Origin of the sequence: Mesorhizobium sp. M6A.T.Cr.TU.017.01.1.1, from assembly GCF_004023115.1 — a bacterium.
GTDB lineage: Bacteria > Pseudomonadota > Alphaproteobacteria > Rhizobiales > Rhizobiaceae > Mesorhizobium > Mesorhizobium mediterraneum.
On the sequence record NZ_RZTA01000027.1, the window covers coordinates 1 to 15,718 of the forward strand.

Here is a 15,718-nt window from a genome sequence, read left to right on the forward strand (position 1 = left end):
TTGTGGGCGCGGAGCTGAATGCCGAGATGGAGCATCAGACCGCCAAGGACACCACCACAGGTGCGCAGCAGCCGATGGGTGCGCGAGGTGCCACGGTCGCCGACACGCTGGGCGGATCGGCCGATGCCGCCGACCAGCAGTCGCGTTCGGGCGAGCACAACACTTAGCGCGCAGATCACTTGGAATCTCCGCGCAACTTCGCTTGGCGCAATCACTGACATCAGCATTGGCGACGAGTTTGCAAGGACGGCTCATCATGGGCTATGGCAAGTCAGATCGCGAGCGTATGAATACCTTCAGGCGCAGTCCCCATCCTGCTCAGACCCCGCGGATGGCAAGCGCGACATCGGCGGAGAACGGCGGCACATCAAGCTTCAGCCAGCCGTCCGAATTCGCTTGCCATTCCGCTGTTTGCCTGCCGGCGTTGGTATCCCAGGCGGTGACGCGATAGGTGCCGCGAGCCAACCCGGGCAGCTCCAAGGCGGCCGGAACCGGCACAGCGCCGGCACGAAGCATACCGTTTCGCCCGATCGTGTCGCGGCGAACCAGCCAGACCACTGCCTGGGAATCGTCGCCGCAGGCGACAGCCGCGCCGTCGGGACCGGAAACCCGCATCTGGTCGCCGAGATGGGCACGCCGGAACGAAACCCAGTCGATCAAAGGCAGGAAATCGGCCAGCGAACGCTGCGCCCGCCGCATGCCGGGGGTGAGCACGTGCGGGGTGCGGTTCGGCCACCGCATGCCGCCACCGGCGCCCCCCGCCGCCAGGTGAGCCCATTGCAAATGGCGGAAATATTCATCGTCGAAAGGTTCGGGGAGCGTGATCTTCTTGTCCTTGAACGAGTGGATCGGGCCGTGCTCGGAATCGAGAAAAGGGCGGCCGTCACGGATTTCGCCAAGCGCCTTTCCCACGATCCGCGCCATGCCGAGCGCCGGCGCCACCGTGTCACTGGGGTCGTCGATCGTGCCCTCCTCGTAGAGATGGAGGGAGGCGAAATCGAGGTCGGTGTGGCGGAAGATCGGCTCGGGCAGCGGCATGTGGGACCGCCAGCGAAGCTCAGGTCCGAACAGCGAGACGGTCTGCGGGTGATAGCGGCCGTAAAGTGACGTTTCCAGGCGGCGCACAAAATCGCTGAGATCATGGATGAAGGCGCCGAAGCCGTCCGCGCTGCCCTGAGCCTGCTCGGGATGGATCTCGTTCCAGAGGTCCCATGCGAAGAGGGCTCCGCTGCCGCTCCATCTGCGAACCACGAATTCCAGCCTCGCCTTGATCGCGCGGCGTGTATCGGTGCAGACCAGGAATCGCGACGGGTGGTCCAGCACGCCTCCGTTATTGCGGTTGTAGGGGTGGTGGCGCCAATGGCGCCAGTGCCAGAACGTATCGAAGGGGGTGAGCAGGATTCTTAAACCCTGTTTTTCGCAAAGACGGAAGAGGTCGTCCCACAGTTGCACCATCGCCGGCACGAAGCGGCCCTGCGGCTTCTCGAAATAGCGGTGGCGAACCTGGGCATATTCCAGCATCAGCCTGAGGCAGGTGACGCCGCTTTCCTTCAACCAACGGAGATGATCTTCCACGCCGGCCATATCGGCGCGCCGGAACAGGCCATTGAGTTCGGGCCAGCTTACCGCATCATTCTGCCCGATCGGTGTCCATGACTCGCCGTCCTCGGTGACGAAATAGGAACCAGCCACCTTGATCCAAGGCAGGCCCGCAGCCGATCTCGGCGCAGAGTCTTCTACTTCGCCGACCAGCGGTATCGCCAATCTAGTATCGTTCAAGGCATGCTCGAATTTTCGTCCGCGGAGCAGTATAACTGCCGCGGTGGCAAAATGTTTCGCCGGGCTTGGCAGGCCAATGGATCCTTTCGTCCCATTTTGCGGTACAAGGATGCCCTGCTGCCCTAGTCGGAGCGAAGGAATCTTAGCGGCAGCCTCGAAGGCCTGACGCACCTCCTGGTGGGATCATCCGGTCCCAAATGCATCTATGCAGGACTGGACCGCTTTCTTCCACTTAGGCACCTTCTTGGGCAGTTCATGAGTTGCTCAAAGGCTCCCTTGACGTGGTTGATCCCCTAGGGAATCCAAGTCGGTCGGTCCTGACGAAGACCGGAGGGGTGAATCAGTGGAGAGCCATGAAGGGGAACTTGGGGCAGCCGCGGGTCTCGTCAGGCAATTCCTGCTCTCGCCGCTCAAGCGGCTGCTGAAGCTCCTCGCTAACACGACAAGCTTCGGTGGCAGAGTTTGATTGCGCTCCTAACTAGTAGATCGCGCAGCTCGACATGATCAACTCTCTGAACAAACGTCTTTATCTAGCGTTGCCATAACCTTAATTATTTGATTGGATAGACGCTTCAGAGCTGGCGCTCAGAGTACGCGCTCGATTAAACGGATACTACTCGCTCTCATCGAAAGCCACGAACAGGCCCAGGGCAGTAGCCGCCTCGCCGATAGCCTCGGTTATCTCGTCGTTGGACGCGACCAAATCAGGCGCAGCCTGCCGAATTTGGTTCACTGCCGCTTTGATCCAGACGGTGTTCCCTGGTCCGCGCTATTGAGGATTGCGGCAATCGCCTGATCTAGAACTGGACTGACCCTTTGGACGATGCTCATCCACTTCCCCCCGAACGCGAGGAGGCAATGATCACATGTCCGAGACCCTTGATGCGACCCATGCACGAAACGCACCGAACTGGGCCCGGTGCGGGGCGCAACACAGGATATTTGATGGAAATTGCCGAGCGAGAAGAACCGGCCGACCAACCAATTGAAACGGGGGCGTGACCGCACGTGCGGCGCCTCTAAAGCAGTTCCTTCTGATGGGCTCTTTTGGGGTGATTCAGTGCGGGCGCCGCCTGCAATATATTATCATAGCCGTGCGTCGCTTCGTGGATAAAGAGCAGAAATGGTAAGTTAGCGGGTCGCCCGCCCAACCAGAAATATTTCAGCCGAAGGGGAACCTCACGGTCGCAGGCAAGTTCGGTACGCAATGTGGGGGAGATTGCGCCATCTCATCGGATGTATCGTTGTCTTGCTAGCGATATTCTCCTTCCTCGGATTCCATTAGGAGAGACCATGCAGCGCGACGACGATGAACGAGGCTCGGCTTGAGAGCACCAGTCTGTCATCCTGAGGTCGACCTCTGCTCACCGACAATACCTGGACTCGGCTCCGCTCACGCTCGCTTGGTCAACATTCGACGCTTGCACCCGTACCACTCAGAGGCGACGTGATGGCGGCCCGAATGAAATTGTGGTGGAGGTCGAAACTAGCAATGGCCGATCGCTTAGCGGGAGCGCTGGCGCGAGCCTTGGCCGACGGGTTGCACGTATGAGCAACGAGCCGGCGCGTCTGCCAGGCGAATATCCGTCCGAGTTTGCCAGTTTCTTCATGGCTGGCTTCGAATGTTCCTCGCATCGGCGCGGCGACGGAGTGCGCCTCGATTTGATTCGCGCAACCGCACACGACAAACATGCTCTCGGCGACTATCGCAGCTGTGCTGCCCTTGGGCTTCGCACGATCCGCGACGGCTTGCGCTGGCACCTGATTGAAACAGCGCCAGGAGTCTTCGACTGGTCGGGTTGGATCTCAATGATCGAAGCAGCCCACGCGGCGGGGGTGCAGGTCGTCTGGGATATCTTCCACTATGGCTCACCAGATCACGTAGACCAAGGCGCCCCAGACTTTACAGAAGCCTATGTCCGCTTCGCCGCTGAAGCTGTCCGGGTCTACCGCTCCGTCACGGGAGTAGCTCCCCTGGTGTGCCCGATCAATGAGATCTCATTTTTCGCATGGGCGATAGAGGTCGGCTATTTCCCACGCGTGGGGCCGAAGAAGCGGGGATGGTTCAAGCGACAGCTTGTGAGGGCAGCGGTTGCCGGCGTCAAGGCGATGCGCGATGCCGAACCTGATTGCCGGTTCATATGGGCTGAACCGCTAATTCATGTTGGGCCCCGTGACCGTAGTCGTGCCGAGCAGCGGCGCGCGGAAAATGTTCGTCAGGGCCAGTTTGAAGCCTATGACATGCTGACGGGCCGTGCCGAGCCTGAATTGGGCGGCAGCGAGGACTGTGTCGACGTCATCGGACTTAACTTTTATCCGCACAACCAATGGTACTTTCAGGGCCCAACGATACCGATGGGCCACCACGAATATCGGGCGCTTTCCGAAATGTTGGTCGAAGTCGCAGAGCGCTACAGAAAGCCCATGTTCATCGCCGAGACAGGCGCTGAAGGATCAGGCCGGCCGGCATGGCTCCATTATGTTTGCGATGAGGTCCGTGACGCAATGAGCCGTGGTGCCCCGGTTCAGGGTATATGTCTGTACCCGGTGACCGCGTATCCCGGCTGGGACAATTTGCGCCACGCGGAAGTCGGCTTGTTCTCTACGATTCATGCCGACGGTTCGCGCAGTCTTCGCCAGCCGGTTGCCGATGAATTGGCTCGCCAGCGCAGATTGTTCGCGACAGGTGTTTCGTAGCGGTCGAAGAAGGAGCGGGCCACTTAGGTGGGGAACTGCTCCGAATGTTGGCCGAGCACCGTCCGCTGCGTAAGCATCTGCACGGTGCCGGTTGCCGGCAGGCTCTGTTGAATGCGCGCGAACGTCGCCAAAGCTTGACCGACAACCTGATCCATATTGTAGTAGCGGTACGTGGCTAGGCGCCCGACGAACCACACGTCGGGGCACGCCACTGCCAGTGCTTCATAGCGTTTGTACAGCGCCTCGTTTTCCGCCCGCGGCACCGGGTAATAGGGATCGCCGATATCGGTTGGATATTCGTAAGTCAGGCTGGTCTTCGGGCTCTGCTGACCGGTCAGATGCTTGTACTCGGTAATGCGGGTATAGTTTTCCGTCTGCGGATAGTTGACAACGGCGACCGGCTGAAACTGCTCGCAATCAAGCGTCACGTGTTCGAACCGCAGTGACCGATAAGGCAGACGACCAAGGCTCCAGTCGAAATATTCATCAATCGGCCCGGTGTAGATCATCCGCTGAAAGGGGATCTTGTCGCGAATTTCGCGATAATCGGTCTGCAGCATGATCTTGATCCTTGGGTTGTTCAGCATGCGCTGGAACATGCGTGTATACCCGCCAGCCGGCATATTCTGGAAAGTGTCGCCAAAGTAGCGATCATCGCGGTTGGTCCGGGTAGGGACCCGCGCAGTCACGGACTTGCTTAGTTGGGCTGGATCGACGCCCCACTGCTTCCTTGTATAGCCGCGAAAGAATTTTTCGTAGAGTTCCCTGCCAACGGTGCTCACAACCACGTCTTCGGCGGTCCGGACTTCCTCGACCGTTTCTCGCCGGGATGCGAAGAACTCCTCCAACTGCTCGGGCGTCAATTCAAGACAGTACAGGCGATTGATCGTGTCGAGGTTGATCGGTATCGGCAGCAGTTTTCCGTCGACCGACGACAGTACGCGATGTTCGTAAAGCCTCCATTCGGTGAATTGCGAGAGGTAGTCGATGATCGATCGGGCGTTGGTGTGGAATATATGCGGCCCATAGCGGTGGACCAGAATCCCCGCTTCGTCATAGCAGTCATAAGCGTTGCCGCCGACGTGGTTTCGCCGGTCGATGAGCAGGACGCTTTCCTGCCGTTGCGATGCGATGCGTTCAGCGAGCACGCTGCCAGCGAAGCCGGCGCCGACAATCAACCAATCGAACATGGTCAGGCTCCCCGGCGCAAAGGCACAATGCTTTTCATTGCATAGGCGCGCTGAATATGGGCAGCCATTGCGTCCCACGTTCGTTCCCAGGACATGTTAGCAAGGTAAGCATCGACCTCCTTCAACAGGAAATTCCGGGGACGTGACAGAAGGGACCGAAGCTTGGTTTCGATGTCGTCGGCGTCAACAATGTCGACCAGGCCTTCGGCACCATAGGTGCGCACGACGTCCACAATCGCCGTGGAGGCCACCGGCAGTCCGGCGGCCAGGAACTCAGGAGTTTTGGTCGGGCTGATATAGCGTGTCGCCTCATTGAGCGCGAAGGGCATCCAGCCGGCGCTCCAGTGCCTGAGATAGCCAGGCAGGTCGGCGTAGGGCTTGGCACCCAGCCAATGCAAGTTACTTGCGCGCGGCAGGCTTAGCGGGTCGATCTTGACCACCGGGCCGAGCATGACGAAATGCACTTCGGGCATTGCCGCAGCCGCCTGTGCGATCATTTCAACGTCGAGCCGTTCGTCGATCACGCCGAAGAAGCCCACTCTCGGGTGAGGTATGTCTGCCTGGTCTACAGGGTCATCGCCGCGCTCTCTTGCTTTGTGAAAATGCGCAACGTCGATGCTGCTTGGGAAGGGAAAGATCGACTTATGGAGGCTTCGCTTGGCCTCGTACAGACTCTGCCCGCCCGTGAACACGACATCAGCGCGCTGGAACAGCGCTTTTTCCATCTGCGTCAACTCTGCCGGTGCGTTCTTGAAGGCGGAGAGTTCATCCATGCAGTCGTAGACGCATACATCGCAGGCTATATGGTCACTGAAACGCAGCGCCATGGGCGTGTAGTACCATATAGTCAGCCGGTCATGCGGAGTTGAGTTGACGATCTGGTCGACGAATCTGCGCTGGATAGCGTCCGCCTTTGTTGCGGAAATGCCGGCCGGAAGAACCGGGGTTACGATTGTGATCATTGCAGATCGAGCGTTCACCCGCATCGAAGGATAGCGTATTTCCTCGTAGATCGGCTCCTCAAAGTAAATTAGCTGCTGCTGTTTTGAGGCGCGCGTCAGAATATGCTGCGGGCGTTGGTGTACGAAATCCCACCTGAGGTGAGAAAAGCAAAGTATAATAGACGATTTTATGGGGGTAATTGATTTATTTTTTTTGCCACCCGCTATTTTCATGTAACAAGCCTCTTTAGTTATAGCCTGTAATTCTCCAGATTAACATATGTTAATCGAAGCACGCTCCTGATGAAGCCTTCATCGGCACATCTAACTTTCATTTGAGTAAGTTGTTCCACGGATTTTGATTGGCTGTAGCCGCCGAGCCGGCCACTTGCGTAATTGTTCGAAGAGAAGCGGCGCTGCTACCAACACCTGAAGAACATGTCGCCTCGGCCAAGGCGGAGGCCCTTGCAGCTTCAGATCTCGCCAAATGTGGCGCATTGCCACAGAACGGCTGAAATCCGCTCAATCGTTCAACCACCATTCATGAGCGCAGGTATAAGAGTTAATGAGCCGCGCATGATTCGTTTTGGTCGCCACAGATGGCCGAAGAGGGCAGCCACCGTGAGAGAGCCGCAAGGAATGAAGTTCAACTTTGAAACCAACGTCTTTCCGTTGTTTCACCCGCAGTCCGTGGATGATCTGAAGGATCCCTGTCCGGTGTTCGACGGCGCGCTTTGGCACGTCTTCGGTTCCAGCGGCACTGTCACGACCGAGAGCTGGAATATACTACATGCCACGGCTCCGGACCTTTATGGGCCGTGGACCGAGCATGAGGCGCTCGACTTGGCGGTAACTGGATCGGGCATAGCGGCGCCCGGCGTCATTCATGAATGCGGCGTCTTCCATATGTTTATCCAGACCGAATTCATGAAGTCGGGGGGACGTTGCGAGCATGCGGTTTCCAATGATGGCTTCAACTGGGTGGTGCTGAATCCGGCGATATTGTCCCTGCCGGACACCGATGAGGACGGTATCTACGATCCCCATCCGGCGATTATCGGCGGGAAGCGCTACATCGTCTATTCAGGCATGCCTAAATTCACCAGGGTGCCGCAGCCTGACGTCTATCTGGCGCGCAGCCAATCCGATTCCTGGTTCGGGCCATGGAAACGTCTCGGCAAGATATTGGACCATCTCGACGTTCCCCATCACAATGCGCGCGAGCATCCGGACTACGAATGGGGGATCGAGGGCGCCCAACTGGTCGAATTGCCCGACGGTCGCGTGCTTCTCAACGCCACCTGCTTCCTTCCCGACGTTCCGCGCGGAAGTCGTCAGCGCGTATTCTTCGCCATCGCCGACGACGTCCAGGGTCCCTACGTGTCGGTCGGCCCTGTGCTTGATCCTGGTGAGCCTGGGGAGAACGGCCATTCGACGGTGATGATCGAGGGCGGGAAACTGACTTTGTTCTACCAGAGCAGACGTGAGGCAACGAACCATCGCTGGCGTTTCGGACTGGCTAGGTGCGACCTGGATCAGCAAGTCCTTTCACGAGTCGCCTAACAGGGACGACCAGCCCACTTCAGATAATCATCTTTGTAATCGGGTTGCTGCCGCGTGCCGAGCGATCCTCAATCAATCCAGATCGGTCGACTTAGCCGAACGTCGCAGAGACTACGAGGCCGGCGGTTGGACAGGATTTGACGCCGAGGCGGAAGACTATACTCCCGACGAGATCGAGCGGGATCGGGCTCGTGACCTCAACCGCCTCTGATCGAGGAACCCCGCTGCCCGAAAGGTAGCGGGGAATTCTCACTCTCTTCATAGCCCGCTTTGAGCGTTGCGCGAAATCGCGCCCAGTGTAAAGGCGCTGCGCCGTCCAGCCTTCGCTAGTCCCTTCGCTGGTGAGACTCTGCCTTGCTCTGCGCAGTGTCGATGGTCCCTCTGAGAAGCTGCACTGGGCATCAACAGCAATTCGGCCAAGTCGAATGCGACAGTATCAGATTCCGCGGAACCAAGGAGGTAGCGGGGCATTTCTGCCTACCGGTGCTTTAATGGAGGCGACCATGGGTTTCTTCAGCAAACTGCTCAAGAGTTTCAAAACAGCAAACCCTGCGAAATCGAGCAGCGGAAACATGCAGAAAGACACCGGCGCCGGGCCCGCTTTGGCGGCGCATTCCAAGGATGCCAAAGCAAGTGGGAAGGCTGGGCAGAACGCATCGGCAGCCACCAAGAAGAGGTGAGACGCCCTGGCTTTCAAAGCGTAGCGTCATCAAAGTGGATGAAGTCCGCCGACTCCATCGAGCCGTCGTCGCAAACAAGCCAGCCGCTTGGTTGGCCTTCATTATCGATGTTTGGCCAATGCCGCGTCACGAACCCAACCGGACTGCCTCCAGCAAATTGCACTCATCGGTTACTAATGTTTCGGAAAACCGCGACAATCGTCACAGCTAAGACTTCCACATCCCGGCTAAAAAGGTCGATTTATTCATCTGCGCAAACCTGATCAAAGACGCGTTCACAAACAGCCAGATCGTGAGGGCTGAGGCAGGTGCGATTGAAACGCGGGCGCGGCATTTGAAAGCCTTCGAGCCCCCCGCTGCACGTGCAAAAGAAAGCGGGCTTTCACACCCAGACCGAGGAGAGCGGCAGTCCGGTCCTCGTGCAAGAAACGCCGGTCGTTGAGTGTTTGTTCCCGGTTGGGGACCAAGCTATCGAGCGATCGGAACTAACGGTCTGTGGCGGCGTTGCGATGGCAGTAAAATTATGCTGACCAACGGAGACAGACATGACCGACTCCAAGGAACGTCTGACGCAGTGGCTTCGCGACGCTCACGCCATGGAAGAACAGGCCGAGACGATGTTGAGCGGCCAAATCGAGCGTCTCGAAAACTATCCCGAGCTACGCGACCGGATGACGCTGCACCTCGAAGAAACGAGGCAACAGGCAAAACGTCTCGAACAATGCCTCGATCGCATGGGGGAAGGATCATCAACGCTTAAAGACGCCGGCGGTAAGCTAATCGCCATGGGACAGAGCATCAGCGGCCTGTTCGCAGGCGACGAGGTGATGAAAGGATCGCTGGCCAGCTACACATTCGAGCATATGGAGATCGCAAGCTACAAAATGCTCATCGCCGCAGCCGGCGAGGTCGGCGATTCCGAGACCCAAAGCGCGTGCAAGGCAAACCTGCGCGAGGAAGAGGCGATGGCTGAATGGCTGGAAAGCAAACTCGGCACCGTCACCAGTGAATTCCTCAGACGCGAGGAGCGGGATTCCGATGCCGCGAAACGGTGACGTAGGCGGACATTCTGATTGATTGCTGCCTACAGAAACCGCTCCCCTTCGGCGCGGTGCTCGAAACAGAACCAGTGCGGCGTCTGCCTCGGCCTGGCGAAGTAGCGGTGCGACGCCGCCGCGGTGAGGATCGTCCAATTGCCGGCACCCAACTGCTGCGTGAATGGCAGGGCGTAGAGCAGACCGTGACGGTCCTTGCTGATGGCTACGAATGGCAAGGCAGGCCTTACCAGTCGCTGTCCTCAGTCGCGCGCGCGATCACCGGCACGCGCTGGAACGGCTGGCTGTTTTTCGGCCTGAAGAACCATTGCAGCAAGGCGAGGGGCCGGTCATGAACATGGCGGGCCCGAAGACCATCGTCCGCAAGCTGCGCTGCGCGGTCTACACCCGCAAGTCCAGCGAGGAGGGGCTCGACATGGAGTTCAACTCGCTCGATGCGCAGCGCGAGGCCTGTGAGGCCTTTGTGGCCAGCCAGAAGGCCCTTGGTTGGGTTCTGGTGCCCGATCACTACGATGATGGCGGGATCTCTGGTGCGACGCTGGAACGCCCTGCCTTGAAGCGCCTGCTGACCGACATGGACGTGGGCCTGGTCGACGTGGTCGTGGTCTATAAGATCGACCGCCTGTCACGCTCGCTCATGGACTTCTCGCGGCTGGTCGAAGCCTTTGATGCCAACGACGTCACCTTCGTCTCGGTGACCCAGAGCTTTAACACCACCACCTCAATGGGTAGGTTGACACTCAACATCCTCCTCTCCTTCGCGCAGTTCGAACGCGAGGTGATTGGCGAGCGCATTCGTGACAAGTTCGCCGCATCGCGAATCGTGGCATGTGGATGGGCGGCTGGGCGCCGCTCGGCTACGACATCAAGGACCGCAAGCTAGTCATCAACGAGGCTGAGGCGGCAAATGTCCGCATGGTGTTCGAGCGGTTTATCTCGACCGGCTCGGCAACAACCCTTTCCAGGATTTTGACGGCCGAAGGGATTTTAACCCGTCGCGGCCGTCCATTGGACAAGGGCGTAATCTACAAGCTGCTCAACAACCCTGTCTATGTCGGCGAAGCCGTGCACAAGGGTGCCTCCTATGCTGGTGAACACCAGGCCATCATCAGCCGCGGCCTCTGGGCCAAGGTGCAGGCTATCCTGTCAGATGGATCGAGGAAACGCGCAGCCAACACTCGCGCGCAGACACCGGCGCTGCTGAAGGGTCTTCTATTTGGGCCGACGGGATGTGCGATGTCGCCAACCCATACGCGCAAGGCAGGCAAGCTCTACCGCTACTATGTTAGCCAATCGGTGCTAAAGCACGGTACTGGCGCATGCCCAGTTGGGCGCCTGCCAGCGGCCGAGGTCGAGGCAGCCGTCATTGATCAGTTGCGCGTCCTCCTCCGTGCTCCCGAGATCATCATCGCCACCTGGAAAGCAGGGCGCGAACACGATGCCGAGATCAGTGAAGACGAGGTGAGGGCGGCGCTGCTCGGACTCGATCCGCTCTGGAATGAACTCTTCCCCGCCGAGCAGGCACGCATCGTCCGGTTGCTGGTCGAACGCGTGGACGTGACAATGGACAGCCTTTCCATCCGCCTGCGCACCGAGGGATTGGTCGGTCTTGCGGCCGATCTCGCTCAACGTCAAAATGTCCCGAGCGCAACATGATAACCAACAGCGACACCGGCAGCGACACCAACATCATCACCGTCCAAGTTCCGCTGACGCTTCGCAAGCGGGGAGGGCGCAAGCTGATCGTCGCGCCGGTCGGCCAGGAGCGTTGGGCCTCTGCTCGGCCACGCGTCGACAATACACTCGTCAAGGCGATCGCACGCGCCTATCGCTGGCAGCAGATGCTGAAGCAGGGCGCCTACGCGAGCGCGGAGGATATCGCCAAGGTAGAGAAAATCAGCGCCTCATATGTCAATCGTCTCTTGCAACTGACGCTGCTTTCTCCGGCAATCGTCGAGACGGTCCTCGACGGGCACCAACCAGCCACGATGACCACCGCTGATCTACTTCAACCGGTACCGGCGCAATGGCACGCACAACGGGCGCTGCTATGTTAGGTCCGCTTTGCGCCCCATATCGGCCGTTGAGGTGACCGTTGCTACTGCCTGAAAGCAGACATTGTTGCGACCATTCTGGACGTCGCGGTTGCGGCATAACCGACGTTCGCGCGAGAAATGGAGCCAAGCGGTCAATACGTTGGGATTCAGTTCGCCGCGCCGACCCGCTTGCGCTCCCGGGTTTCCAGCAGCTTCGTCAGCCAGTCTGGATCCATCTCCGGCACGGAGGAGAGAAGCAGTTCGGTATACGGAGCATGCGGCGGCGTCAGGATTTCGGTCTTGAGCCCCTGCTCGACGACTTTGCCTTGATGCATGACGACAATTTCGTCGGCGATTGCCCTCACCGTCGCGATGTCGTGCGTGATGAAAATGTAGCTGACTCCGAATTCTTGTTGCAGCCGCATAAGAAGCTTCAGGATCTCTTCCTGTACGATCTGGTCGAGGGCTGAGGTCACCTCGTCGCAGATGATGAGCTCCGGATTAGCAGCCAGCGCCCGGGCAATGCAGATGCGCTGCTTCTGACCGCCCGAGAGTTCGCTCGGCAGACGATCGAGGAAGCTTTCGTCCATCTCGATCATGTGCATGAGTTCGCCAACCCGGCGGTCGCACGCCCCCCCTTTGAGGCCGAGATAGAACTCGAGTGGCCGGGAGATGACTTCCTCGACGGTCTGACGCGGATTGAGCGCGTTGTCAGGCATCTGGTAGATCATCTGAATGCGGCGCAGAATGTCTTTGGGCCTCTCTTTCAGTGTTCTTGGCAGACGATGCCCCGCAAATGAGATCGAGCCCGAGACCGGCGGCAGCAGGCCGGTGATGACGCGGGCGAGCGTTGATTTACCGGAACCAGATTCACCAACGACCGCTACCGTCCGTCCGCGCGGCACTTTGATCGATACATCCTGCAGAACCTTGACTTTCCCTGCGTAGGCGGCGGTGATGTTATCGATCGTGAGCAGATGGTCCGCGGCCGGCACTTCGGGTTTGGCTAGCTTTCGCACCGCCCAGAGCGTCCTCGTATAGTCTTCGGCCGGCGCGGCAAGCATCTGGCGTGTTTCGGCCTCCTCCACAGTACGGCCATGGCGCAGAACCATGATCCGGTCCGCCATCTGCGCAACCACGGCCAGATCATGCGTGACGTAGATCGCGGCAGTGTTGAATTCTTCGACAATCTGGCGGATCGAGGCGAGGACCTCGACCTGTGTGGTCACATCGAGCGCCGTCGTCGGCTCGTCGAAGATGATCAGGTCGGGCCGGCAGGCCATAGCCATCGCCGTCATAGCCCGCTGCAACTGTCCTCCGGAGACCTGGTGAGGATAGCGGAAGCCGATGGTCTCCGGATCCGGCAGGTGAAGACGCCGGTAAAGTTTGATGGCATCCCGATTCGCTGCCTCGCGACTGGCGATCCCGTGCGCCACGACCGTTTCGACGGTCTGATCGAGGAGCCGATGGGCCGGGTTGAAGGAAGCGGCCGCGCTTTGCGCGACATAGGCGATGCGCGAGCCTCGGAGCCGCCGCCGTGCGGTTTCCGTCATGGCGAGGAGGTCGACCCCGTCGAACAGGATGGATCCTTGCGTGATCCGGCAGCCTGGCTTGGCATATCCCATCGCGGCAAGCCCAATGGTGGACTTTCCGGCGCCGGACTCGCCAATGAGGCCGAGAACCTCACCGCGGTTTAGCGAGAGATCCACACCGCGAACGATCGGATGCCAGCGCTCGTCGGAAAACCCTTCGACGTGAAGGTTGCGAACGCTGAGGAGTTTCGTGCCCTTTTCGCGTTGGCCAGAATTCTTACTTTTCATCGCGCAACCCGCTTGTCGCATGCAAGAACCAGTCGACAACGAAATTCACCGAGACCGTGAGAAGGGCAATGGCGCCTGCCGGCAAGAGCGGAGTGATGTCGCCATAGGTGATGAGGGTAGCGTTTTCCCGCACCATCGAGCCCCAGTCGGCAGTCGGCGGCTGGATGCCGACGCCGAGAAAGGAGAGCGCGGCGATGGTGAGGAAAACGAAACAGAAGCGCAGGCCGAATTCCGCGATCAGCGGCGGCAGTACGTTGGGCAGGATCTCCTTGGTCAGAATCCATCTCGGCCCTTCGCCACGCAGTTGCGCGGCTTCGACATATTCCATGACGGCAACATTCAGCCCGACCGCGCGCGCCAGCCGGAATACGCGGGTCGAATCGAGCAGGGCGATGATGAGGATCAGGCTGGTGACCGACGAACCGAAGATGGATAGCAACATCAGCGCGAAGATGAGGCTCGGGATCGACATCAGCACATCTACCGCGCGCGACAGAATCTGGTCGAGCCACCCCCGGTACATCGCGGCCAGCAAACCGAGCGTGACGCCGACCGCGAAGGACAGAAGCGTAGTCGCGAAGGCGATGCCGATCGTATTGCGCGCGCCATAGATCAGCCGGGTGAGCACGTCGCGACCGAGTTGGTCGGTCCCGACGATGAACTCCTGGCTCCAAGGCGCGAAAGCCTCGGTGAAAACCTGCGTTTCTCCGTACGGCGCTATCCAGGGCGCTAACAGCGCGACGAAGACATAGCCAAGGATGACCACGATGCCGAACCAAGCGCTGAATGGAGCCTTTTTGAGTGCGGTTTTTATCCGGGAGGCGCGTGTGCGCCTCTGTCTCGGAACCGCCACGGCATGTTCGGTGCTGGTCATCGCGGATGCAAAAGCCTCGGATTGGTGGCGATGGAAATGATGTCGGCGGTCAGGTTGAGCAGGATGTAGGTTGCTGCGAAGATTAGGGCGCAGGCTTGCACGACCGGAACATCCCTGGACTTCACCGCATCGACCATCAATTGGCCGATGCCGGGATAGACGAACACCACCTCGACGACGACCACGCCTACGATGAGATAAGCGAGGTTGAACGCAATTACCGTGACGATAGGCGCCCAGGCATTGGGCAGGGCGTGTCTGAGAACGATTGCCATCGGCGACATTCCCTTGAGCCGCGCCATGTCGATATAGGGGCTTGCCAGCATGTTGATAATCGCAACGCGCGTCATACGCATCATATGGGCAACAATCACCAGCGTGAGGGTGATGGACGGCAACGCTGCGCGCCAGACGTGCTCCCAGAACGGCGTTCGGTCGCTGATGTTCGCCAGTGTCGGAAATTTGGGAACCAGGTTCAGGACCCAGTTGATCGAAGCCGCGAGCCACTCGGGCAGGGATTGTGCGAATTCGGTTCCAATGAACGTGTCGCGCGAGATGATGAGATAGGCCAGCATATAGGCGACGAAGAATTCGGGGAATGAAATCGTCGTCAGCGTCACCGTGTTCACCACACGGTCGAACCAGCTGTTGCGGTAGAGAGCGGCGAGAATGCCGAGTCCCAGCGCGAGTGGAACCGCTATAAGGGCAGTCATCACGGCGAGGAACATCGTGTTGTAGAGCCGGGGCGCAATGATCTCGGCGACCGTGCGCCGGTAGCCGGTGCGGCTTGCGAAGGATGAGCCGAAATCCCCCTGCACGATCTGTCCGACCCAGGCGAAATAGCGCTCAACCGGCGGACGATCGATGCCGATCTCGCGCTGGAATGCGGCGACCGTCTCGGGCGTCGCGGATTGCCCAAGCATAGCCTTGGCGAAATCGCCCGGAAGCATGGCAATCGCCGAAAAGATGATGATGGTGACGATGAACAGCGTGATCAGGCCGAGGCCCAGGCGCTGCAGAACCGTCCTAACGACCGGATTCATGGGCGGTGCCTTCGAGCGTTTCCCCTGAAAAGAGCGAACC

At 59.2% G+C, this 15,718-nt stretch carries 11 protein-coding genes and 2 pseudogenes; 7 read left to right on the forward strand and 6 right to left on the reverse strand.

Features of this window, described 5'->3' with window-relative positions; genetic code table 11:
• Window positions 1–318: 318 nt before the first annotated feature.
• Entirely contained in the window at window positions 319–1,779 is a 1,461-nt protein-coding gene (locus tag EOB36_RS11350) for a hypothetical protein (RefSeq protein ID WP_206637158.1), read from the reverse strand.
• A gap of 1,548 nt (window positions 1,780–3,327) precedes the next feature.
• Between EOB36_RS11350 and EOB36_RS11355 the strand changes: the two genes are divergently transcribed.
• Window positions 3,328–4,476, forward strand: a complete 1,149-nt coding sequence (locus EOB36_RS11355; protein ID WP_128284873.1) for a beta-glucosidase — start codon at window positions 3,328–3,330, stop codon at window positions 4,474–4,476.
• Window positions 4,477–4,499: 23 nt separating this feature from the next.
• Here EOB36_RS11355 and glf read toward each other — a convergent pair whose 3' ends face one another.
• Both glf and EOB36_RS11365 read right to left on the reverse strand, forming a co-directional pair.
• Window positions 4,500–5,666, reverse strand: coding sequence for a UDP-galactopyranose mutase (gene glf, locus EOB36_RS11360; protein WP_128284874.1), 1,167 nt, complete (start codon window positions 5,664–5,666; stop codon window positions 4,500–4,502).
• Between the two features lie 2 nt (window positions 5,667–5,668).
• A complete protein-coding gene (locus EOB36_RS11365; protein ID WP_128284875.1) occupies window positions 5,669–6,841 on the reverse strand; it encodes a glycosyltransferase family 1 protein in 1,173 nt (390 codons plus the stop codon).
• A gap of 231 nt (window positions 6,842–7,072) precedes the next feature.
• Between EOB36_RS11365 and EOB36_RS11370 the strand changes: the two genes are divergently transcribed.
• From EOB36_RS11370 to EOB36_RS11395, 6 genes and pseudogenes are all read left to right on the forward strand, one after another.
• Window positions 7,073–8,170: a hypothetical protein gene (locus tag EOB36_RS11370; protein ID WP_245467750.1), complete on the forward strand. Its 1,098-nt coding sequence runs from the start codon at window positions 7,073–7,075 to the stop codon at window positions 8,168–8,170.
• Between the two features lie 503 nt (window positions 8,171–8,673).
• Window positions 8,674–8,850, forward strand: coding sequence for a hypothetical protein (locus tag EOB36_RS34355; protein ID WP_023801603.1), 177 nt, complete (start codon window positions 8,674–8,676; stop codon window positions 8,848–8,850).
• 545 nt (window positions 8,851–9,395) lie between these two features.
• Window positions 9,396–9,905, forward strand: a complete 510-nt coding sequence (locus EOB36_RS11380; protein ID WP_095488657.1) for a ferritin-like domain-containing protein — start codon at window positions 9,396–9,398, stop codon at window positions 9,903–9,905.
• A gap of 77 nt (window positions 9,906–9,982) precedes the next feature.
• Window positions 9,983–10,240: pseudogene (locus EOB36_RS35070) on the forward strand (DUF2924 domain-containing protein); the annotation flags it as partial.
• 2 nt (window positions 10,241–10,242) lie between these two features.
• Window positions 10,243–11,561 (forward strand): annotated as a pseudogene (locus tag EOB36_RS35960) (recombinase family protein).
• Window positions 11,558–11,962 (forward strand): hypothetical protein, encoded by a 405-nt coding sequence (locus EOB36_RS11395; protein WP_095488655.1) that lies wholly within the window; start codon window positions 11,558–11,560, stop codon window positions 11,960–11,962. Before EOB36_RS35960 ends, EOB36_RS11395 begins: the two are co-directional and overlap by 4 nt.
• A 146-nt stretch (window positions 11,963–12,108) precedes the next feature.
• Here EOB36_RS11395 and EOB36_RS11400 read toward each other — a convergent pair whose 3' ends face one another.
• Genes EOB36_RS11400 through EOB36_RS11410 form a run of 3 tightly spaced genes read right to left on the reverse strand, consistent with a single transcriptional unit; the run spans window position 12,109 to window position 15,678 of the window.
• The gene (locus EOB36_RS11400; protein ID WP_095488654.1) at window positions 12,109–13,761 is read right to left on the reverse strand and encodes an ABC transporter ATP-binding protein; all 1,653 of its coding nucleotides are present in this window, start codon (window positions 13,759–13,761) and stop codon (window positions 12,109–12,111) included.
• Window positions 13,751–14,635 (reverse strand): ABC transporter permease, encoded by an 885-nt coding sequence (locus EOB36_RS11405; RefSeq protein WP_095488653.1) that lies wholly within the window; start codon window positions 14,633–14,635, stop codon window positions 13,751–13,753. The genes EOB36_RS11400 and EOB36_RS11405 overlap by 11 nt, the downstream gene beginning before the upstream one ends.
• Window positions 14,632–15,678: an ABC transporter permease gene (locus EOB36_RS11410; protein WP_095488652.1), complete on the reverse strand. Its 1,047-nt coding sequence runs from the start codon at window positions 15,676–15,678 to the stop codon at window positions 14,632–14,634. The genes EOB36_RS11405 and EOB36_RS11410 overlap by 4 nt, the downstream gene beginning before the upstream one ends.
• Between the last annotated feature and the right edge of the window lie 40 nt (window positions 15,679–15,718).

Bases quoted from the DNA above. Each gene is read 5' to 3' on its own strand.
- EOB36_RS11355 (WP_128284873.1), top strand. From the start codon at position 3,328: ATGAGCAACGAGCCGGCGCGTCTGCCAGGCGAATATCCGTCCGAGTTT.
- glf (WP_128284874.1), bottom strand. From the start codon at position 5,666: ATGTTCGATTGGTTGATTGTCGGCGCCGGCTTCGCTGGCAGCGTGCTC.
- EOB36_RS11365 (WP_128284875.1), bottom strand. From the start codon at position 6,841: ATGAAAATAGCGGGTGGCAAAAAAAATAAATCAATTACCCCCATAAAA.
- EOB36_RS34355 (WP_023801603.1), top strand. From the start codon at position 8,674: ATGGGTTTCTTCAGCAAACTGCTCAAGAGTTTCAAAACAGCAAACCCT.
- EOB36_RS11380 (WP_095488657.1), top strand. From the start codon at position 9,396: ATGACCGACTCCAAGGAACGTCTGACGCAGTGGCTTCGCGACGCTCAC.
- EOB36_RS11395 (WP_095488655.1), top strand. From the start codon at position 11,558: ATGATAACCAACAGCGACACCGGCAGCGACACCAACATCATCACCGTC.
- EOB36_RS11400 (WP_095488654.1), bottom strand. From the start codon at position 13,761: ATGAAAAGTAAGAATTCTGGCCAACGCGAAAAGGGCACGAAACTCCTC.
- EOB36_RS11405 (WP_095488653.1), bottom strand. From the start codon at position 14,635: ATGACCAGCACCGAACATGCCGTGGCGGTTCCGAGACAGAGGCGCACA.
- EOB36_RS11410 (WP_095488652.1), bottom strand. From the start codon at position 15,678: ATGAATCCGGTCGTTAGGACGGTTCTGCAGCGCCTGGGCCTCGGCCTG.